Source organism: Agarivorans sp. QJM3NY_30 (assembly GCF_050870855.2).
Lineage (GTDB): Bacteria > Pseudomonadota > Gammaproteobacteria > Enterobacterales > Celerinatantimonadaceae > Agarivorans.
In genome coordinates, this window is record NZ_CP194038.2 from 4,966,167 (window position 1) to 4,987,215 (window position 21,049).

Consider the following 21,049-nt stretch of genomic DNA (forward strand, 5'->3'; position numbering starts at 1 on the left):
GCAGCATGAACCCTACCCAACAACATCGTTATCATGTTTTATATAAACAACACCTTACCAATTTAACCTTACAAGGGAAACGACCAGCCACCATTGATGCGTACTCGCGTGCGGTACGTCGGATTTCTGCCCACTTTGACCGCTCCCCCGATACCTTAAGCACCGCTGATTTAAAGGCCTATTTTGCTCAACTGATTCGCAGCCATTCTTGGAGCACCGTGAAGCTAGACCGCAATGGCTTGCAATTTTTTTATCGCTACACCCTCGAGAAACAATGGCAGTGGCTAAACATTGTGAAGCCTCCTCAAGTGAAGCGCTTACCCGATATCTTAAGCCCTGCGCAAGTCGGCTTAGTGATAAGCATGACGTCGCAACCGCGCTATCAAGTCTTCTTCTTGGTGTTGTATTCCATGGGGCTGCGATTGAGCGAGGGCTTACACTTAAGTATTCATGATATTGATAGTCAGGCCATGCAAATCCATGTGCGGGATGCTAAAGGCGGCAAAGACCGCTTCGTGCCCATGCCGCGTCGCACCCTTCAGGTTTTACGTCACCATTGGCAAAGCCATCGCCATGCTCGTCTGCTGTTTCCACGCCAAGGTAAACAGGTGGATGTGCCTATGGATAAAGGCGGCGTACAAAAAGCCTTGAAGCGGGTATTGCGCGATTGCGGTATTCATAAACCTATTAGCCCGCATTCGCTGCGCCATTGTTATGCCACCCATCTGCTTGAACAAGGCTTGGATTTACGCTCCTTGCAACACTTGCTGGGACACGCCAGTTTAAATACCACTGCACGTTATACCCAGTTGACCCAAGTGAAGCAATTAGATGCCGTAAAGGCAGTGAATAAACTCACTGACTCTCTCACACTCATGTGGCCGTAACCATGAGCACCTTTATTGATTTACTTCACCAACATGAGGCCGAGCTTGCACCGCTTTTAAGGGCGGATGCTAAACGGGCAATGTATGCCATGCTGCGTTGTAAAACTGAGCAACAAGGTCACAGCCTTTGGCAGTGTGAACATTGCCCGCATCAAGACCAATTGACGCTGTCTTGCGGCCATAGGCATTGCCCGCAGTGCCAACACCATTGCACCACTGGCTGGTTAACTCGCCAACAACACAAGCTGCTACCCACGACTTACTTTATGGTGACCTTCACCCTGCCTCATGAGCTAAGGGCTTTAGCCCGCGTGCAGCCTAAAGCCTTATACCAAATCATGTTCAAGGTGGTATCAAGCCTGTTAAAGGACTTTGCCAAACGCCAGAACCAGGGGGAATTAGGGTTTACCGCCGTACTGCATACCCATAGCCGCCAGCGTAACCTGCATCCCCACTTACATGTATTGGTGGCCGGTGGGCGCTATCACCGTGCGAAGCAGCAGTGGCATCACTGCAACAAGAAGTACTTGTTTAACGCCTTTGCGCTGGCCAAGGTATGGCGAGGGAGAATGCTAGATGCGCTCAATCAACACCCAAACATCAAGTTGCCCCCGCATATCCCCACCAAATGGGTGGTCGATTGTCGCAACGTAGGTTTTGGGCTGCCCGCGCTACAGTACTTATCTCGCTACTTGTATCGCGGGATCTTATCCGATAACGACATCATCAGTACCAATAACGACCAAGTGAGTTTTAGGTATCTAGATAGCCAAAGCCACACCACCAAAATCCGCACCTTGCCTACCTTAAGGTTCTTAAGGCTTATCTTGGCGCATGTATTGCCCAAGGGATTACAGCGGGTGAGAGATTATGGTTTTTTACGGGGCAACGCCAAACACATATTGCGGCGCATTCAGTTACTCCTGCGAGTGCCGCAACGCGTGAACCTCGCCGCGCTCCAAACCGACAAGCACAGCGCGACCCGGCCATGCCCTTGCTGCCAGCACCCCATGCACTGCACAGGCGTGAGTCGAACGAGCTAGCCGAAAGGCGAACAGGATAAGGAGAATGGCAGGGCTTAACATGAGGATGAATACATAAAAAAAATAACAGCTTAGCATCATGTATGACAGGTAAAGGCTTAACGCCATTCACCCAGTCTTAGCCAAACTCGCCTTGTAAAAAGTAACAAGGCCTTGGCCCCGCCAACATCAATACCGTTATTTACTATAGAAGGGAGCATCGGGCTTGTTCAACACCCGAATAAGGTGGCGGCTACGCGACACCTATTCTTATTTGTTATAAAGCTATTTATACGTACTGCCATTATGCTTTAACCAACCGTCAACATGACGACCATTAGGGTCATAATGAGTCCAGTGAACTACACCACCTTTTTCATTCCATTCATATTCACCATAAAATTGAACCTGATCACCTTTAGATATTGAATCGATTCTGGGAGCAAGATCAATGTTATGAGCAATTAGAATCGTTTGGCCTGATGGCAACTTTAGAATAAATTTTTGATGACGCGAACCTTCATTATCATCTTTTAATATACGAATTACCGTCCCACTTCCTTTAACCTGTACATCGCTTTGATGGTTTTCATAGGCTGATTTTACTGACGCAGCTTCAACAAGATTAATAGATTGCAGTAAAACAAATACGACAAATATGGATTTAAATAATTTACGCATATGCCAAACCTTCCCCAGCTTTATAGACATAATGACCCCCACGAGGTGCTAGCCTCCATTGTCGAGGGTTAGCGCGAAGCCAGAGCCATACTTAGTGTGTTAACAACTAAAGCTGGAGGCTAGCATGAATAACGATAACATAATTTTTATTGGCTTAGATACGCATAAGTCCTTTATACAAGTGGCTGTATTACAAGAACATCGTGGGGCTAAACCTGAGCACTTAGGCCGGATTAAATCGAACAAATCGGCGCTCATCAAACTGGCTCAACAACTGCAATCCAAGTATCCAAAAGCTACGTTACATTTCGTCTACGAAGCAGGACCTTGTGGATATTGGACCTATCGCCTGCTCACAAGTCTTGGGCATTGCTGTTACGTCGTTGCGCCATCACTTATCCCTAAAAAACCTGGAGATAGAATTAAGACTGACATGCGTGATGCAGCCAAGCTTGCAAAACACTTCAAGGCAGAAGAACTCACTCCTATCTATGTTCCTGAAGCAGAAGACGAGGCGATACGCGACTTATCCAGAGCCAGAGAAACTGCAATGAAAGATTTAAAAGATGCAAAGTTTCAGCTCAAAGGATTCTTACTACGCAACAACATACAAGCCAAGGTGAAAGACAATTGGTCGAAACAACACCTTCGTTGGTTAACCGAGCTTATATTGCCACACCATAGCCAACAGAGCGTCTTACAAGAAATGATCATGACTATCAGCGAGAGAATTCAACGCTTACAACGTCTCGACAATGAGCTGCTCCATCAAGTTAAAAATTGGCGATACTATCCCGTTGTGAAAGCGATTCAAGCCATGCGCGGGGTTCGTCTACTCGTCGCATTAGGAACCATCGCAGAACTTGGAGACTTGAGACGATTCGATCACCCAAGAAAATTGATGGCTTACCTCGGTTTAGTGCCGAGTGAAAACTCAAGTGGAAATAAAACACGACGAGGCAGTCTAACCAAATGTGGGAATGGTCGAGCAAGACGCCTGCTCATTGAAGGCGCTCATTCCTATAAACACAAAGCTAATATTTCTACTGAATTACAACGGCGACAAGAAGGGCTACCTAAAGAAGTTGTCGATATTGCTTGGCACGCACAACAACGATTATGTCGTCGTTATCAACGTTTACTCCAACAAGGAAAGCACCGAAACATTGTTGTGGCAGCAATAGCTCGAGAAATGATCGCGTATATCTGGACAATCGCCAGAGAGGTCGTTGTGAGTATCGTTGACCCTAGAACACGTATCTCGAGATTGCCCGCATGAGCCAAGAATTAGTGTTATCGCATTGGATGAAGCATCGGGTGTGGCACAACCACCGACGGCGTTAGGATGGCAGTAAAGCGCAGGCTTTATTGAACCTCGAGCATAGACTGAAGCCAGGTGCCACGACGAAATAAGTAAGGTTGGCTCTACTCATCAAATAGTGAGTAATCCACGCATATCAGCATGAGAACCGACGAAGTTACTTGCTTCATCTATGCGGTAACACTATACCCAAAACAAGTAGTAGGCTCTCAAATGTAAGAGTCGAAATTTCTGCGCTTTATATTGACTGTGGGGGTCATATCAACGCCTAATTAACAGGCAAAAATTTGTTGGCTAAAATAAGCGACGAAGGAGCAAAAGCCAACTGTTTTTTGTCCTTGTTTAATTTCTTGTTATATGGATTATTCCACAATGCTTGAGAAAACTGGATCTTGTCGTTTATTTATTTCAGTCTCTTTAGGAGCTAAAGAAGCACCTTGTTTTTTGAGCTGTACATAGGCATATAGTGGCCAAAAGACACATCTAATTGAAATAAATAACATTATAAGTTTACTCATAGCCAACTTTAAATTGTCAGCTTCATAAGTTGACGGCTCCCAGTTTAAAACTCCAGAAGCATAGTTAAAGGAATATAGAAACAGAACCATATAAAAGAACAAGACTGGATTTTTTAATCTATTAAGGAAAGCAATAATAGAAAAAACCACTACGAGAAAAGAAAAAACTAATTGAACAAGCTGAACCTGACTTAGTTGGTCTACAAACATTTCACCAGTAAAAATTGCAGCAAACAAAATAAAAAGAGTAAAAAACTCTAATAAAAAAACAATAGTGATATCTATAAGTAATAATTTATATACAAAACCTCGTTTTATTTTTTCATCTGTCTGTGTAGATAAGCCTTTCTTTTGCAAGATGACAAAAGGAACTGCTAAAGGGCCCATAATAGAACCTATGAAAGCCCACACTGATATACTTTTACCTTTATTTGAAGCTAATTTAGCGCAAAAAAGACCACTCAATAAAGAAGCAGGTATTAATATTAATAACCCAAACTCGAACTCGTGCATTCTGAAATCCATATAACGCTAAGTAGGCCGCACGTGCGGTCTATCCCATTCAATGAGCGCGCGTCCTATCACAAAAAACATGATCTTCATCACGTTCGCTCATCAATTTATGATTTGATATTAACCCATTGTCTACCTTAGTTTTTTACTCGGAATCAATCAATCATCGATCCATTTCTATCATTGATTACTTTGACAAATGACGCAAACGAAACTAAAAATACTGTATATGTATGGCTCTTCACCGAATGTAGTGGAAACACTTTCAACAAACATTAATGAGCGAGATAATAAGTAAACGTTCATGAATACCTCGCGACCATGCAAGACACGACGCTTTATCAATCCATTCTTGGATTAACTCATCCTTGGGCTGTTTCATCTGTTGAACTCAATGAGTCAACCCAAACCATCACCGTACGCGTTGACTATGACCGAGCTTCATTAACGGCTTGCCCCTCTTGCGGTAAGGCTGTTCGTCGACACGATACTCGGCGGCGGGTTTGGCGACATTTAGATACCTGTCAGTTTGAAACACGTATTGAGGCTGAAGTCCCTCGAGCTGATTGCCCAGAGCATGGAGTGCAAACACTTCAAGTGCCTTGGGCGACAAGTAACAGTCGCTACACAGAGCTGTTTGAGGCTCGCGTTATAGAGATGCTTAAAGTCAGTTCCTTATACGCGGTGAGTAAAACCTATCGGCTTAGCTGGGGAGCCATCGACCGTATTATGGCACGAGCCGTTCAACGCGGTCTGACAGCCAGAACCACCATCAACTACCAAGACCTGTTGGTCGATGAAACGGCATTTAAGAAAGGCCATGACTATGTCACGGTATTATCCAATAGTGATGGTCAGGTGATATCGGTTGAAGACGGTCGAACAGGCATGAGCCTATCTGCTTGCTTTAAGGCATTGCCCCCTGAGTCAACAATGGTTACACGTTCCATATCGATGGACATGAGCAGAGCATATATAAACGCAGCATATGACTACTTCGGTGAGCGGGCTAAGCAAATGATAGCCATAGACCATTTTCATATCGCAAAGGTGCTCACTAAAGCGGTGAATGAAGTGAGAAAAAGCGAACTCATGGCGTTGCCCCAGCATTTAAAAAGAGAGTGCCACCAAACACGGTATGGATGGTTAAAACGAAACAGCCACCTACATGGGACATTGAGAGAAAGAGTGAATGCGCTGGCCAAAATGATGCAAAATACTGGCTTGAGCTGGATATTCAAAGAGCAAGCAAGAGCCATTTGGTATGGCGATGCAGCTAACGCCAAAGCGGCTTGGAATGATTGGTTGGCACTCATAAAGGTCAGTCAAATCAGGCCGATGATGACAGCAGCAGAAACCGTGAAAACGCACTTAAAGGGCATCATCAATGCGATGCGTTATAAGGTATCAAATGGCTTAGCGGAAGCGATAAATGGAAACATTCAGCGCCTAAAAATACGTTCGATGGGTTTTAGAAATAAAGAACGCTTTAAGCGAGCTATTTTATTTCACTTTGGAGGGCTTGATATGACTTTCCACCAAGAACGGTGAAGAGCCATATGTATACAGACAAAAAGTGCGCAACATGTCAAACACACCATTGCGGCTCCAGCAGCGATTTAGAAATACGATTTATCAGCACCATTACAGTATTCGCACCGAGCAAACCTATTGGCATTGGATAAAACGTTTTTTGTATTTTAATCACAAGCAGCACCCAGCAAAGCTCGGAGCTGCTGATATTGAACGATTTCTAACTCATCTAGCGGTCGATAGGCAAGTCGCTCCGGCGACTCAAAACATCGCATTTAATGCCTTAATGTTTCTCTATAACAAAGTACTACGTATCGAAATGATTGGAATTCAGGCGAAACGCGCGAAAAAAACAAGTCAACATTCCCGTAGTTTTTACTCGAGCTGAAGTGAGCCAAGTGATTGCGAATTTACCCGCGGATTATCAGATCATGGCTTCACTGCTTTACGGTTCGGGACTAAGACTCAGTGAATGCTTGAGATTACGGATTAAAGACTTAGATTTTGATCAAAATACAATCACCGTACGGCAAGGCAAAGGAAATAAAGATCGCGTGACTTTGTTACCCCCTAACTTGATCCCAAAGCTTCGCGATAACATTCTCCTGAGCAAAAGTGTTTTTGCTCACGATATGAGTCTACATTATGCTGGAACGACGATGCCTTACGCGTTAGCCCGAATAATAAACTAGACATCCATTCTAAAAACAAAAATCTTTCACACTCTCGATAGCCAAGATTACGCTTTTAAATCCCATCATCTTCGCCGAGTCGCGCAAATGAACAAGGGAGCAAAGTTGAAGTCTGTTTGAGCGTAGTGTTTACTTCAACGCCCTTGAGAATGAGCAACGCAGGGTTTAAGAAGATGCAGGGCGAGCTTTCTTTTTGCTTAGCTAAGCTTTGCTCGTTGAAGCTTAATGACGTCGCCGTAGGCGAAAGCTTTTACCCCGTTGCTAACACAGAACGGGGCAAAAACGTTTTAGAAATGGCAACGTCCACATCGTGAGCGCTGCCATTTTAATATGACACTTTAATACTTGGTGCGAGACTTTATGGTCCGCCGACAGCTTGAACCATCACCGCCGAGTCGCTATTCCACAGTGACCGACTTGGCCAAGTTACGTGGTTGGTCTACATCGGTGCCTTTAATCAATGCGACATGATAAGACAAGAGCTGCATCGGAATGGTGTAAACAATAGGCGCGATCAGCTCATCAACGTGAGGCACATTAATCACCCGCATGGTTTCATCGCTGCTAAACTTAGCGTCTTTATCGGCAAATACATATAAAATGCCACCTCGAGCCCGAACTTCTTCAACATTAGATTTAAGTTTTTCTAATAACTCATTGTTCGGCGCCACCACAATAATTGGCATTTCTGCATCAATCAGGGCTAAGGGGCCGTGTTTAAGCTCACCCGCCGCGTATGCTTCGGCGTGAATGTAAGAAATTTCTTTTAACTTCAACGCACCTTCCATGGCTATCGGATATTGAGTTCCGCGGCCGAGGAACAAACTATGATGTTTGTCGGCAAAGTCTTCGGCCAATTCTTCAATCGCACCATCTAAAGTTAAAGCTTGCTCGATTTTCGCGGGTAAAGCCAACAAAGCACTCACGATCCGCTGCTCCATTTCTGCACTTAGCCCTTGATTACGACCAATGGCTGCTACCAACATCAATAAACCCGCCAATTGCACGGTAAAGGCTTTAGTGGAAGCGACTCCAATTTCGGCACCCGCTTTCATGATGTAGGCCATGTCGGATTCACGTACTAATGATGAGCCTTCCACATTACAAATCGTTAAGCTGGCGGTATAGCCTTGCTCTTTCGCCAGACGCAGCGCCGCTAAGGTATCGGCCGTTTCACCACTTTGCGACAAAGTGACTAACAAGCTATTTTTCGGAGTGCAGGACTTGCGATAACGAAACTCTGAAGCGATCTCAACATTACAAGGAATGCCAGCCAACTCTTCAAACCAATAACGAGCCACCATGCCCGAATTATAAGAGGTTCCACAGGCAATAATTTGCACATGCTCAATGCTCGGCAAAATAGCAGCGGCTTTTTCACCAAAGGCGCTGTCGAGCACCTTACCCGCTTTTAAGCGACCTTCTAAGGTTCGCTGAATAGCAATCGGTTGCTCATAAGTTTCTTTAAGCATGTAGTGACGGTATTGACCTTTATCACCGGCATCGTGTGCCGCGGTTGACTCGGTAACTTCGCGCTCAACCGATTGACCATTGGCATCAAAAATAGTCACCGAATGACGTGTCACTTCGGCAACATCACCTTCTTCTAGGAAGCTAAAACGGCGAGTGACGGGTAACAAGGCTAATTGATCGGAAGCAATAAAGTTTTCACCCACCCCATAACCAATCACCAAAGGACTGCCAGAACGAGCGACCACCAAACGAGAGGGGTCGCGTTTATCCATAATCACCATCCCGTAAGCGCCTTCCAGCTCCGCCACTGCAGACTGAACCGCCTCTAACAAACTTTGGTGATGCTTTAATTTATGCTCCACTAGGTGAGCAATCACCTCGGTATCCGTTTCAGAAGAAAATAGATAGCCTTTCGCCTGGAGTTGTTCGCGCAGCGGCTCATGGTTTTCAATAATACCGTTATGTACCACCGCAATGGTTTCACATGAAACATGCGGGTGAGCATTGCGTTCGCTTGGCTCGCCATGAGTCGCCCAACGGGTATGAGCGATGCCAGTGCCGCCCAATACTGGGGATTTGACTAAGGCATCGGCTAATTCTTGCACCTTGCCTAAACAGCGCACTCGGCTTAATACGCCATCGGGAGTCAACGTTGCAACACCAGATGAATCATATCCGCGATATTCCAAACGACGTAAACCTTCCACTAAAATATCGGCAACATCTCGTTGAGCAACAGCTCCTACAATTCCACACATATTTATGTCCTTGTGATAGATACTATGGTGCTATCACCAAGTTGACGCCTTGAGCCCGTATTTGCTCTGCAACTTTGGTTTCTAGCTGATTGTCTGTAACTAAAGTTGAAATATTTGACCAAGCCAACTCTAGATTGTGAATTTTTCTGCCTACTTTATTCGATTCGACTAAGACCACGACTTCACGAGCAACCTCTGCCATCACTTGGCTAAGACCCACCAGCTCATTAAAGGTAGTTGAACCCCGCAGTACGTCGATCCCATCTGCACCAATAAACAATTGATCAAAATCGTAGGCCCTTAAGACCTGCTCCGCGACCTGCCCTTGAAATGCCTCTGAATGACGGTCCCAAGTTCCTCCGGTCATCAAAAGTGTAGGTTCGTTTTCCAACTCGCGCAGCGCAGCAGCAATGCTTAAAGAATTGGTCATCACCACTAAACCTTCTTTATCTGATAACTCAGGTAACAGTGCAGCGGTCGTGCTACCACTATCGATAATGATACGATTATGATCTCGAATTAAACCCGCCGCAGACTTAGCAATAGCTTGTTTTTGAGCAGAAATTAGCTCATCACCATGCTCATGAATTAACTCGCTAGGGATCGGTACCGCACCGCCGTAGCGTCGCAATAACAAACCATTTGCTTCTAAGCTCGCCAAATCTTTTCGGATGGTCACTTCTGAAGTTGCACAAAACTGAGCAAGTTCGTCAACCTTCACCTCACCTTGCTCGGTCAGCCTTTCCAATATTAAACGACGTCGTTGTTGAGTATTTCTTTTGATCATATCTTTCGACTTAAGTTTCGAATCGAAAGATATTATATTTAAGTGAAACTTAAGATCAACCCTTGTCGTAAATATAGACAAGCTTGATTGCGAAAACTGCAACTTTAATCATATAAAAAGCGTAGCTGGGCTGACCGTAAATACCAGTCCAGCGACTCTATTCCCAAGCAAGAATAATGAACCTCGGGCATAGACATCCCCTAACCAAGATTATTTTTCAATCCAAAGATCACAAAAAATTTGCGCACGCCATACAGCAATTTAACAAGCACTAACGTAAATAAGCATTTTTGTGAGCTTGGTAACGCTTTCAGGCAATACTGTGATCGGTGTCACGCAGTTATCGTGGAAAAGAAAAGCTTTTACTGTGAAAATCACCCCAATTAAGCGGCTGATCATCAAGGTCAGATAAACTCTCCCCAACGAATAAGCATCGCGATGAACACAAACAAACCCAAATTACGTTTTTGGCAGATCTGGAACATGAGTTTCGGATTTCTTGGTATTCAATTTGGCTTTGGTTTACAAAATGCCAATGTCAGTCGAATTTTCGAAACGCTTGGTGCAAGCATCGATCAAATACCTATTTTGTGGCTGGCAGCGCCAGTGACTGGTTTATTGGTCCAGCCTATTATTGGCTATATGAGTGACCGCACCTGGAACGGACTAGGTCGCCGCCGTCCGTATTTCTTGGTGGGTGCGATTATGTCGTCCATAGCGCTATTGGTTATGCCCAACTCTCCTCATCTTTGGATTGCAGCGGGCATGTTGTGGATCCTCGATGCGTCAATCAATATTTCAATGGAACCTTTCCGTGCCTTAGTCGCAGATAATCTCCCCTCGGAACAGCGCACCCAGGGTTTTGCAGTACAAACCTTCTTCATTGGTGTCGGTTCAGTAATTGCCTCAGCCATGCCTTACATGCTGTCGAATTGGCTTGGTATCGCCAATACCGCACCGGAAGGTATGATCCCGCCTTCGGTTAAAATTTCATTTTATGCCGGTGCAGCCGTATTCCTTTGCGCAGTATTATGGACGGTGTTTAAAACCAAAGAATATAGCCCACAAGAGATGGAACGCTTTGAACCCTCCCCAGAAGAAGCTGAACCAGAGAATCGTTCAGGATTCGCTACCGTTATCGCCGACCTAAAAAAAATGCCAGCGACCATGCGCCGCCTAGCTATCGTTCAATTTTTCTCGTGGTTTGCCTTGTTTGCAATGTGGATCTATACCACCTCGGCAGTCACCAGTAGTATCTACGGCACCAACGATACTGCTTCAAGCTTATATAACGAAGGAGCTGACTGGGTAGGCTTATGTTTTGCGATGTATAACGGTATTAGCGCCCTTGCCGCTTTTGCATTGCCTTGGTTGGCTCATCGAACTAGTCGAAAATTTGTTCATGCCGTTTGCTTATTGATTGGTGGTATTAGTTTAGCTGGCATGCACTTTATCGCCGATCCAAAGATGTTACTGTTAAATATGGTCGGTATTGGTTTCGCCTGGGCCAGCATCCTTTGTATGCCTTATGCCATCTTAGCCGGTTCGTTACCAAGCAAAAAAATGGGTTTCTTCATGGGAGTATTTAACTTCTTCATCGTTATCCCGCAAATTTTAGCCGCTGGCTTGTTAGGCTATATTACCCGTGAAATATTTGGCGGAGATTCGATGATGGCCTTGGTATTAGGGGGCGCGTCAATGGCTATCGCCGCTGTAATCACTCTCACCATCAATGATCAAGATGACCCCAGCTTGGTTAGCGAACCAGACTCAAACACAGCAACAGCACAGCCAGCCTAAACAGGGTGAGGTTTAATTAAACACCAAAAAGCCGAGCATGCGCTCGGCTTTTTACATGCCGGATGAGCTATTCAGCATCCCATTCAAAATCTGGCGATTCCTCTGGCTCTGCTCGGTATTTAAGCTGCAAACCGTGTAAAAAATTGCGCATCACCTGATCTTTACAAAGACGATAATGTTTATGATCAGGCTTGCGGAAAAAGGCGCTCAATTCATGTTTACCCAACTGAAACCCAGTTAAGCCTAATACCGCTAACATATCTTCCGCTTTTAAATTTAAAGCTATTTTTAGCTTCATTAATATCTGATTGTTATTTAAACGTTTTTCAGGCTCTGGCTGAGCCCCTTCCCGCTTGCCCCGTCGCTCGTTAATAAAACCATTCAGAAACGTTGCCAAAGTTTTATCGGTGCAATTTTTATAAGCCGGATCATCGTCTTTCTTGAGCCAGTCACTCACTTCAGCGCGACTCACTTCAACATCAGCTTGAGCAAAAATGGCAATCATCTTGTTATCATTCAAGTTAAAACAATAGCGAAGGCGACGAAGAATATCGTTATTAGTCATGTAAACATCCTAAATCAAACAAAAACGGCAAGCCGAGGGCGAAAAATCTGCAGAATTCTACTTCAATGGCGTTAAAGTAGATACTCTCTCAAAGCTTATTATTGCGTTTAGTCAACATAGTTTGCCTTGCTCTCAATGGCTTCAGGCAGTTGAATTTGATAACGAGCCAACTGTGAGCGACTAAATAAATAACGTCCTTTGGCGGCCGTAAGCGGACCTAAACTGCGGGGAACCACAGGCTCTCCTTCAAGTATTGTTTTCGCTAAGCCCGCAGCTAAGCGCCCTTGTTCAAAACCATCCACCACCAGACCGCCAATGGCTTTATTTTCACCAACGGCAAAATCCCAAAAACTAAAGGGAGGCACTGGTGAATGAGCCACTGACCAAGTTAACACTTGTTCGGTGGTCACATATTGATTGGCACTATCACGGATCCCCTCAAGCGAGCCAAAAATTACCGCATCAAAGCCCTGTTGTTGCATGCTTTCAACGTTTGCTTGCCAAGCTTGCCAATGATTAAGCAAGCGCAATTCCAGTTCGACACCCGCCACCTGCATGCTTGTTTGATTTGCAAAGAGCTCTTGCTGAATAATTTTTGACGCGTGACTGTCGTCAAACAATAATAATACACGCTTAGCTTTACTGGCTAATAACTGACTAATCATTGCCACCGACGGTTCAAGCAATGGTCGTTCTAATACACCTGTGATATTCACTCGCCGATCAACATGGTAGGTACGAGGGCTATGATTAATTCCCAAATAAACCACTGGTAGTTTTGTTTTGGCAAAACGAGGACCCAGATATTGCAGGGCTTCATCGTCACCTAGAATGACGAGTTCAGGCCGTACATCCAAATAATATTGCCAAGCGATTTCACCTCGACCGCGATGCTGTTTTTCGGGTAAATTTTTGGTATTCATTTGAAAATATTCGAGCTGATAATCGGCTGCGAGCAGCGATTTCAAACCCGCGATATACTGGCTGTCCCATAATTCTTGCTGCTGATAGCTTTCAATCACCAAGATTTTTGGTTTTGCTTGAATCGTCCAACAGCAAAATAGCGCCATGATGCAGAATAATCGAGCGTAAAGTTTGTTCACGAGCCAACTTAACTAAATGATGAAGTGCTTACAGTATAACCAATGCCCCTGCAAGCGCCTCAGTGGTATATCACGGAATGAGCGTTAGCTGTTCTCGCCCATGCGGCTGGTCTAAACCCAAATCAGGTCCTTTCGGCACCACCCCTGTTGGGTTAATCATCCGATGACTCTGATAATAGTGTTGCTTAATATGCGCTAAATTGATGGTCTCACGAATACCTTCCATTTGATACAAATCCAGCATGTAAGCATGCAAATGAGGATAGTCGGCTATGCGCCTTAAATTACATTTAAAGTGCCCGACATAGACCGCATCAAAGCGGATCAAGGTGGTAAATAAACGCCAATCCGCCTCGGTTAATTCAGAACCCAACAAATAACGCTGAGCGCTCAAGACCTGCTCTAAAAAATCTAAACTTGCAAATAAGGGGACCACAGCCTCTTCGTAAGCCGCTTGGCTGGTGGCAAAACCAGCCCGATAAACGCCATTATTCACCGTCTCATAAATCCGTAGATTAAGTGCGTCGATGTCTTCGCGCAATGCTTGCGGATAGTAATCACCGAGTTTAGCGCCGAGTGAATCAAAAGCAGAATTAAACATACGAATAATGTCCGCCGATTCATTAGACACTATGGTTTGCCGCTGTTTGTCCCAGAGCACTGGCACGGTGACTCGCCCCGAGTAATCTGGAGCGGCAGCAGTATAGATTTGATGCATAAATTCAGCATGATGAAGCGGGTCTTTCACCACCCCTTCGCCCTCAGCGAAGGTCCAGCCATTTTCAGCCATGTACCAATGTACCACCGAATAATCGATGAATTCTTCCAGTCCCTTAAGCTTACGAAAAATTAAAGTCCGATTCGCCCAAGGACAAGCCAAAGACACATACAAATGATAACGGCCCACTTCGGCTTTAAAACCCGCCTCTCCAGTCGGGCCTGCGGAACCATCGGCGGTAACCCAATGGCGAAACTGAGCTTCACTGCGCTGAAAGCGTCCTTGATGCTTCGCCGTGTCGTACCACTGATCTTGCCATTCACCGTCAACCAATAAACCCATACCCGTTCCTCGTTGTTCAAGCTTAAAATCGATTATTTTGAAAATCGTCGAAGGCCTGCAGTACTTCTTCACGCGAATTCATCACAAACGGGCCTCCCCAGGCCACAGGCTCGTTCAAGGGCTCGGCACCAACTAACAATAGTCGACAAGCTGAATGACTGCTTAATTGCAACGCCTCACCAAAGTCTAGTACCGCTAACTGGTAAGCATTTAAAGGTTCTGGGTCATCCGCCACCTGAAGTTGCCCTTCAATCACGTAGATAAAAGCTTGTTGAGATTGTACCAAATCCAGCTGCAACTGCCCGCCCGCCACCATGCTAATATCCAAATAAGTCGCCGTTTGGTGCACCACTTGCACAGGGCCTTGAGTACCATCTGCCAACTCACCCGCAATGACCCGAATCAGATTACCTTGTAAATCTCGGCTTTGCGGGATCTGCTCGGCACTAAACTCTTGATAGCTTGGTGCCGACATTTTCTGCGCGGCCGGCAAATTAATCCAAAGCTGAAAGCCCTTTAATAAGCCGTCTTGCTGCTCTGGCATTTCGGAGTGAATAACCCCTCTGCCAGCACTCATCCATTGCACCCCACCAGCTTCAATCACCCCCTCATTACCGACGCTATCTTTATGTCGCATTTTGCCATTAAGAATATAAGAGACGGTTTGAAAACCACGATGCGGGTGTTCGGGAAAACCAGCCAAATAATCATCTGGCTGATCTGACTCAAAACAATCCAACATTAAAAAGGGATCCAGCATGGATAATTGCTGACTACCAAGAATCCGAGTTAACTTAACACCAGCCCCATCCTGGGTGGCTTGACCTGTCACTCGCTTAATCACGGTTCTGCGATGTTTCATTTTTAACTCCTAGCACTGAGAATCTTGAGCACAATTGATGTTTGTTTAGCACAAGCAAGCGCTATGCTTTTCGATTATCCAAGGAATAAGCACCAGCACCATGAGCAACTAATAATAGAAAGCCGCCCGCAACCGAAATATTTTTCATAAATAGGATCATCTGCATCTGGTCATCAACATTGCCGTGGAACAACAGCGCCGCCACGACACTAAAGCCTGCCAACAAAAAGGCCACGATACGGGTATTCCAGCCCACAACAATGGCCAAGCCACCGACCAATTCAAGGGCAATCACTAAGGGTAATAAAGCACCCGGCACTCCCATTGCCTCCATATAACCTTGAGTACCGGCATAAGCGCCAATTTTTCCAAAACCAGAAAGGACAAACATTAATGCTAAAAGTAAACGGCCAAGCGGTTGAGCCAATAATTGTATTTGTTTCATCTTCATTTCCTAATTGATGTGAGATCGACTGGGTCTCCCCAACTATTAGACTCAGCATAACCATCAATATTGGTTCAATAAATAGTGTGTTTAGCAAATTATTGTTCCTATAATAGCAACAATAGAACGATTCAAACGTTCAACTCGCGAGGTAAAGATGGGCCAGTTAGAAGACATGCAGATTTTTGTACGGGTGGTAGAAGCCGGTAGCATTACTCGAGCCGCCGAGCAGTTGGGAATGGCTAAGTCTGTGGTTAGTCGACGCCTAAGTGGCTTAGAGCAACGCTTGGGGATCAGCTTAATACAGCGTAGTACGCGCCGCTTAAAACTAAATGATTATGGCCAAAGCTATTACCAACGCAGCCTCGCAATTCTGGATGACATTAACCAACTCAACCACCAAACAAGCCAGCAAAATACCGCACTCAGTGGTTCCTTACATGTCGCCGTTCCTTTGTCATTTGGCCTCAGTCATCTCAATTCAGCCTTCGATGCTTTTATGCAGTTACACCCGCAGCTACAGTTAAAGATCAGCCTGACCGATAGCCAACAAGATTTAGTCGCCGAAGGAATCGACCTCGCATTGCGCATCGCCGAGCTAAAAGATTCGAGCCTCAAGGCACGAAAAATCACCCCAATCAACTTCCTTCTGGTTGCTTCAGCGAGCTATTTACAGCGGCATGGCACCCCCCAACACCCTGAAGATCTGAAGCAACATCAAATATTGCATTACAGCAATCTACCCACGACCAACTTTATTTTGTTCGATAGCAAAGGACTGCGTCATCAGGTGAATTATCAACCGCATATCTCCGCGAACAATGGTGACTTTTTAAAAGACATGAGTATTGCTGGTCATGGAATTAGCTTTAGCCCTAGTTTTATCGCTTGGCGTAGTATTGCCACTGGTGACCTAGTACCAGTATTGCCACAATATCGAACACCAAGTTTATACGCCTGGGCTATCTACCCGAATACTCGTTATTTATCACAACGAGCACGCTTATTAATTGATTTTTTATGTCAGCGCTTTGGCAAAAACCCCTACTGGGATCAGGCGATTGCTCAGCATTTAAAACAGCCCGCAGAACCACATTCGTGAGTCTCGACAAACTTTGAAGCAAGCTTTACTCATTTAATCACATGACTATCAAAAAGCGCTGTATTCTCAAGAGGTTTTATGTTTATCTTGCAACTTAATAAATATAATAGGCACGGCGAATCAAGCCAAATTTTGCTGAATTCAGCTTAGCCCGCTCAACCACTATTCGCAGCACCCATCATTTTTAACTCATCGCTAAGGAAAGTCATATGCCGATCGTTTTTGATTATGTTCTCACTGTTCAAGTCGCGCTGCTGATTTTTGCACTATTTGTGCTGAAATCATCGATTAAATTTGTGCCACAAAATGAAGCCTGGGTGATCGAACGCTTCGGTAAATATCAGTCCACCAAAGAAGCCGGGCTGAACTTTCTATTACCGATGATCGATCAGGTTGCAGCACGCCGAACCCTAAAAGAACAAGCCTTCGATATTCCGAGCCAAGCCGCAATTACCAAAGATAATATTTCACTCACGGTCGACGGCGTATTGTACTTTCGAGTCCTTGAGCCTTACAAAGCCACCTATGGTGTAGAAGACTATGTTTTCGCAATTACCCAGCTCGCACAAACCACCATGCGCTCAGAAATCGGTAAAATTGAATTAGATAAAACCTTTGAGGAACGTGACACCCTCAACGCTGAGATTGTCAATTCAATCAATGAAGCATCCGCCTCTTGGGGCGTCGCAGTCATGCGTTATGAAATTAAAGATATTACGCCACCAGCATCAATTATGGATGCGATGGAATCGCAAATGCGTGCCGAACGTGAACGTCGCGCTAAAATTCTCGAATCGGAAGGTGAAAAAGCCGCCGCGATTAATATTGCCGAAGGTCAAAAACAATCGCGTGTTTTAGCTGCCGAAGCTGAAAAACAAGAACAAGTATTAAACGCTCAGGGTGAAGCACAAGCATTAATAGCAGTTGCCGACGCACAAGCACAGGCGATTAATACTATTGGTGCCTCTGCGGCGACCGAACAAGGCCAAAAAGCGGTACAACTAGACTTAGCGACTAAAGCCATTGAAGCGAAATTGGCAATAGCCAAAGAATCAACCGTGGTATTATTACCTGATAGCAGCAGTGAAGCAGGCTCTTTAGTCGCCCAGGCAACTAGTATTTTAAATACCCTAAATCGAGGTTAAATCATGACTGAGCTGTTTGCCAATCACATTCCACAAACCATGGTTGCGCTAGGCTTGATCTTGCTGACCATTGAAGTTGGCCTGATCGGCTTTGCCACCTTTATTTTATTTTTTGTTGGTTTGTCGTTGGTGCTGACAGGCTCTTTAATTTGGTTAGATTTACTGGCTGATAGCTGGAATAGCATCTTGCTGTCGAATGCGATTGCCAGCAGCGTATTAGCCGGTTTGCTGTGGAAACCGATGCGCAAACTACAAAATCATTCCGATGATAAAACAGTAAGCAGTGACTTTGACGGTCACCGTTTCTTTTGTGAGCAAGCCATCGATAGACGCGGTCAAAGTAGCTATAAACATTCAGGGATTAGCTGGGTGTTAAAAAGCGAACACCCCATTGCCGCCGATACTGAAGTAGAAGTGATTAAAGTGGAAGTGGGAACCTTTTGGGTCAAGCCAGTTGATTAAATGCTTTCACTGGTAGAGCAATTGCTCTCACCAGTCCCTTTCAGTATACGCCATCACTTCTCAGTAGAATGCTCTGTTAGCGAACAGGCGCTTGATTCAGCATGCAAAACCCAAACAATTATGCTTAACTTAAGCCTGTTCTCCGCTCACTCTCGTAGGCTAAAATGGATGCTTAAATTGTTCACTAAACCCACTGTTTTATTGCTTATTATTGCTTTGAACGGCTGTAGTAGTATCGCCCCCACCGAAGCTCCCAAGGTTAATTTAGTCTCGGTTGTACCAGTCGGCAGTGATGGTATGGCTCCTAATTTCAAGATTAATCTGCGGGTGGTCAACCCCAACCAACAAGCCCTAAGCCTCGCTGGCGCCGTCTATTCCTTATCCTTGAATGGCCATGAAGTGGTCAACGGTGCCACCAGCGATTTACCCAGTGTTCCCGGCTATGGAGAAGCAAATTTTAGCCTGCCCGCCCAAGCCAACCTGATTGCCAGTTTTCGCTTGCTTAGCTCCTTAATGCAACAGTCGCGTCCGGAGTTAGCATATCAGGTCAAAGTGAAACTAGATCTCGGCAGCTTTTGGCCCGACATTACACTCAATGAGGAGGGCAAACTGAAGTTGGAAGATCTCGGCGATACTCTCAACTCAAGCCTATAGCTCGATGTCTCGCAACCGCTAAAAATGATACTAGCGCTGCGACGCAACACCAAACCGCTTGAGTTAAACTTGCCAATTAATCGGCTTTTGTCCCTGCTCACTCAGTAAACGATTGGTTTGGGAAAAATGTTGACAACCAAAAAATCCTCGGTGCGCCGACAAAGGTGATGGGTGCACCGCCGTTAAGCAATGATGCCGCGAGTTATCGATGGCTCGCCCCTTTTGTTGGGCATGTGCGCCCCACAATAAAAAGACCACACCAGAGCAGTGCTGATTAATTTGAGCGATCACCGTATCGGTAAATTGCTCCCAACCATATTTGGCATGAGAATGAGCCTTGCCCTGTTCTACACTCAATACGGTATTTAGCAGCAATACCCCTTGTTCAGCCCAAGCCAGCAGGTCGCCATGCTCGGGGATCTCAAAGCCACTGATATCGGTCGCCAATTCTTTATAGATATTACGCAAAGAAGGCGGGATCTTAATGCCCGGCGGCACACTAAAACTTAAACCGTGGGCTTGGTCTGGCCCGTGATAAGGATCTTGACCCAAAATCACCACCTTTAGTTTAGCCAAGGGCGTCGCTTCAAAGGCGGCAAATAACTGCGTATCGGCAGGATAAATCAGCTTCCCAGCCTGACGCTCATCTTTAATTCGTTTCATCAGAGTCTGAAAGTAAGCTTGTTGCTTCTCAGCCTCCAGTAATCTGTCCCATGTCAACGCTTTGGTCACGGTTTGCTCTCTATTAGTCACACGCCAACATCATAACTGATCGCCCAACAGATCGATATGCTGTGGGCTTCAGCTAATAAGACTCCGGCACAAAACTTTGCTCATGCAACGGCACTCTGACATAACCTTGGCGATCAATCGTCGGTAATTCGATCGCTGGATGCGGTAACTCTTGATAATCAATTTGCGATAACAGATGACGAATACAGTTGAGTCGCGCACGTTTCTTGTCATCCGAATTCACCACCCACCACGGAGAATGTTTGGTATCGGTATGCGCGAACATTTCATCTTTGGCTTGAGAATAGGCCACCCAACGAGAGCGAGACTCAAGATCCATCGGACTAAATTTCCAGCGTTTTAAGGGATTGTTAATTCGCTCGAGAAAACGCTTTTCTTGCTCTTCATCGGAAACCGAAAACCAATACTTCAATACAATAATACCGGAGCGGATCAACATCCGTTCAAATTCAGGACAGGCGCGAAGAAAATCTTGATGTTGCAGCTCATCACAAAAGCCCATCACCTTTTCCACGCCAGCACGGTTATACCAAGAACGATCAAACAGCACCATTTCTCCGGCCGCAGGCAAATGCGCCACATAACGCTGAAAATACCATTGGGTTTTCTCACGCTCACTCGGCGCAGGCAAGGCGGCAATCCGACAAACGCGAGGATTAAGCTTTTCCGCAATACGTTTAATCACTCCCCCTTTACCAGCCGCATCCCTACCTTCAAAAATCACCACCACTTTCAAGCCAGTTTCCACTATCCAGCGCTGTAGTTTCACCAACTCAACCTGCAATTCGGTTAAACACTGCTCATACTCTCGTTTACTCAATTTATCAGCCATAGACTCGCTCACCTTGTTTGTTCAACTGCATTGAAAATAAAATCAATAAATACAAAGAGTTAAATTAATAGATCGTAAAAC

The 21,049-nt window shown here is 45.2% G+C and carries 22 protein-coding genes; 11 read left to right on the forward strand and 11 right to left on the reverse strand.

Features of this window, described 5'->3' with window-relative positions:
- Positions 1-5 precede the first annotated feature (5 nt).
- Together ACRRSX_RS22610 and ACRRSX_RS22615 are read left to right on the forward strand one after the other, a co-directional pair.
- Positions 6-887, forward strand: a complete 882-nt coding sequence (locus ACRRSX_RS22610; RefSeq protein WP_432454067.1) for a site-specific integrase — start codon at positions 6-8, stop codon at positions 885-887.
- A 2-nt stretch (positions 888-889) separates the two neighbouring features.
- Positions 890-1,930, forward strand: a complete 1,041-nt coding sequence (locus ACRRSX_RS22615; RefSeq protein WP_432451860.1) for an IS91 family transposase — start codon at positions 890-892, stop codon at positions 1,928-1,930.
- A 264-nt stretch (positions 1,931-2,194) separates the two neighbouring features.
- On the opposite strand, the gene ACRRSX_RS22620 is transcribed toward ACRRSX_RS22615, so the two are convergent.
- Complete coding sequence (locus ACRRSX_RS22620; protein ID WP_432455335.1) at positions 2,195-2,590, reverse strand: DUF3465 domain-containing protein; 396 nt, start codon at positions 2,588-2,590, stop codon at positions 2,195-2,197.
- Positions 2,591-2,714: 124 nt separating this feature from the next.
- Between ACRRSX_RS22620 and ACRRSX_RS22625 the strand changes: the two genes are divergently transcribed.
- A complete protein-coding gene (locus tag ACRRSX_RS22625; protein WP_432455334.1) occupies positions 2,715-3,869 on the forward strand; it encodes an IS110 family transposase in 1,155 nt (384 codons plus the stop codon).
- A 404-nt stretch (positions 3,870-4,273) separates the two neighbouring features.
- Here ACRRSX_RS22625 and ACRRSX_RS22630 read toward each other — a convergent pair whose 3' ends face one another.
- Positions 4,274-4,942, reverse strand: coding sequence for a hypothetical protein (locus ACRRSX_RS22630; protein ID WP_432455333.1), 669 nt, complete (start codon positions 4,940-4,942; stop codon positions 4,274-4,276).
- Between the two features lie 321 nt (positions 4,943-5,263).
- Between ACRRSX_RS22630 and ACRRSX_RS22635 the strand changes: the two genes are divergently transcribed.
- From ACRRSX_RS22635 to ACRRSX_RS22645, 3 genes are read left to right on the forward strand one after another with little or no spacing between them, the layout of a single operon-like run.
- Positions 5,264-6,493: an ISL3 family transposase gene (locus ACRRSX_RS22635; RefSeq protein ID WP_432452351.1), complete on the forward strand. Its 1,230-nt coding sequence runs from the start codon at positions 5,264-5,266 to the stop codon at positions 6,491-6,493.
- Positions 6,494-6,527: 34 nt separating this feature from the next.
- The gene (locus tag ACRRSX_RS22640) at positions 6,528-6,863 is read left to right on the forward strand and encodes a phage integrase N-terminal SAM-like domain-containing protein (protein WP_432455332.1); all 336 of its coding nucleotides are present in this window, start codon (positions 6,528-6,530) and stop codon (positions 6,861-6,863) included.
- Positions 6,864-6,906: 43 nt separating this feature from the next.
- On the forward strand, positions 6,907-7,167 hold the full coding sequence (locus ACRRSX_RS22645; RefSeq protein ID WP_432456121.1) for a tyrosine-type recombinase/integrase: 261 nt from the start codon (positions 6,907-6,909) through the stop codon (positions 7,165-7,167).
- A gap of 398 nt (positions 7,168-7,565) precedes the next feature.
- Here the strand turns inward: ACRRSX_RS22645 and glmS are convergent, their stop codons facing one another.
- Together glmS and ACRRSX_RS22655 are read right to left on the reverse strand one after the other, a co-directional pair.
- Positions 7,566-9,398 carry a glutamine--fructose-6-phosphate transaminase (isomerizing) gene (glmS, locus tag ACRRSX_RS22650; RefSeq protein ID WP_432455331.1) on the reverse strand — a complete coding sequence of 611 codons (1,833 nt, stop codon included), beginning with the start codon at positions 9,396-9,398 and terminating at the stop codon, positions 7,566-7,568.
- 22 nt (positions 9,399-9,420) lie between these two features.
- Positions 9,421-10,185, reverse strand: a complete 765-nt coding sequence (locus tag ACRRSX_RS22655) for a DeoR/GlpR family DNA-binding transcription regulator (RefSeq protein WP_432455330.1) — start codon at positions 10,183-10,185, stop codon at positions 9,421-9,423.
- A gap of 438 nt (positions 10,186-10,623) precedes the next feature.
- Between ACRRSX_RS22655 and ACRRSX_RS22660 the strand changes: the two genes are divergently transcribed.
- Positions 10,624-11,985: an MFS transporter gene (locus tag ACRRSX_RS22660; RefSeq protein WP_432455329.1), complete on the forward strand. Its 1,362-nt coding sequence runs from the start codon at positions 10,624-10,626 to the stop codon at positions 11,983-11,985.
- Between the two features lie 67 nt (positions 11,986-12,052).
- Here the strand turns inward: ACRRSX_RS22660 and ACRRSX_RS22665 are convergent, their stop codons facing one another.
- The 5 genes from ACRRSX_RS22665 to ACRRSX_RS22685 all read right to left on the reverse strand — a co-directional run bounded on the left by ACRRSX_RS22665 (position 12,053) and on the right by ACRRSX_RS22685 (position 16,020).
- Entirely contained in the window at positions 12,053-12,550 is a 498-nt protein-coding gene (locus ACRRSX_RS22665) for a DUF1456 family protein (protein ID WP_432455328.1), read from the reverse strand.
- Positions 12,551-12,657: 107 nt separating this feature from the next.
- Positions 12,658-13,653: an ABC transporter substrate-binding protein gene (locus ACRRSX_RS22670; RefSeq protein ID WP_432455327.1), complete on the reverse strand. Its 996-nt coding sequence runs from the start codon at positions 13,651-13,653 to the stop codon at positions 12,658-12,660.
- Positions 13,654-13,723: 70 nt separating this feature from the next.
- Positions 13,724-14,713: a glutathione S-transferase family protein gene (locus tag ACRRSX_RS22675; protein WP_432455326.1), complete on the reverse strand. Its 990-nt coding sequence runs from the start codon at positions 14,711-14,713 to the stop codon at positions 13,724-13,726.
- 22 nt (positions 14,714-14,735) lie between these two features.
- On the reverse strand, positions 14,736-15,575 hold the full coding sequence (locus ACRRSX_RS22680; protein WP_432455325.1) for a pirin family protein: 840 nt from the start codon (positions 15,573-15,575) through the stop codon (positions 14,736-14,738).
- A gap of 61 nt (positions 15,576-15,636) precedes the next feature.
- Entirely contained in the window at positions 15,637-16,020 is a 384-nt protein-coding gene (locus ACRRSX_RS22685) for a DoxX family protein (RefSeq protein WP_432455324.1), read from the reverse strand.
- A 157-nt stretch (positions 16,021-16,177) separates the two neighbouring features.
- Between ACRRSX_RS22685 and ACRRSX_RS22690 the strand changes: the two genes are divergently transcribed.
- The 4 genes from ACRRSX_RS22690 (at position 16,178) to ACRRSX_RS22705 (ending at position 19,383) form a co-directional block, all read left to right on the forward strand.
- Positions 16,178-17,122, forward strand: coding sequence for a LysR family transcriptional regulator (locus tag ACRRSX_RS22690; RefSeq protein ID WP_432455323.1), 945 nt, complete (start codon positions 16,178-16,180; stop codon positions 17,120-17,122).
- A 209-nt stretch (positions 17,123-17,331) separates the two neighbouring features.
- A complete protein-coding gene (locus ACRRSX_RS22695) occupies positions 17,332-18,267 on the forward strand; it encodes an SPFH domain-containing protein (RefSeq protein ID WP_432455322.1) in 936 nt (311 codons plus the stop codon).
- Between the two features lie 3 nt (positions 18,268-18,270).
- On the forward strand, positions 18,271-18,729 hold the full coding sequence (locus tag ACRRSX_RS22700; RefSeq protein ID WP_432455321.1) for an NfeD family protein: 459 nt from the start codon (positions 18,271-18,273) through the stop codon (positions 18,727-18,729).
- Between the two features lie 168 nt (positions 18,730-18,897).
- The gene (locus tag ACRRSX_RS22705; protein WP_432455320.1) at positions 18,898-19,383 is read left to right on the forward strand and encodes an LEA type 2 family protein; all 486 of its coding nucleotides are present in this window, start codon (positions 18,898-18,900) and stop codon (positions 19,381-19,383) included.
- 63 nt (positions 19,384-19,446) lie between these two features.
- Here the strand turns inward: ACRRSX_RS22705 and ung are convergent, their stop codons facing one another.
- A complete protein-coding gene (ung, locus tag ACRRSX_RS22710; RefSeq protein ID WP_432455319.1) occupies positions 19,447-20,115 on the reverse strand; it encodes a uracil-DNA glycosylase in 669 nt (222 codons plus the stop codon).
- A gap of 73 nt (positions 20,116-20,188) precedes the next feature.
- Entirely contained in the window at positions 20,189-20,968 is a 780-nt protein-coding gene (gene ppk2 / locus ACRRSX_RS22715) for a polyphosphate kinase 2 (RefSeq protein WP_432455318.1), read from the reverse strand.
- Between the last annotated feature and the right edge of the window lie 81 nt (positions 20,969-21,049).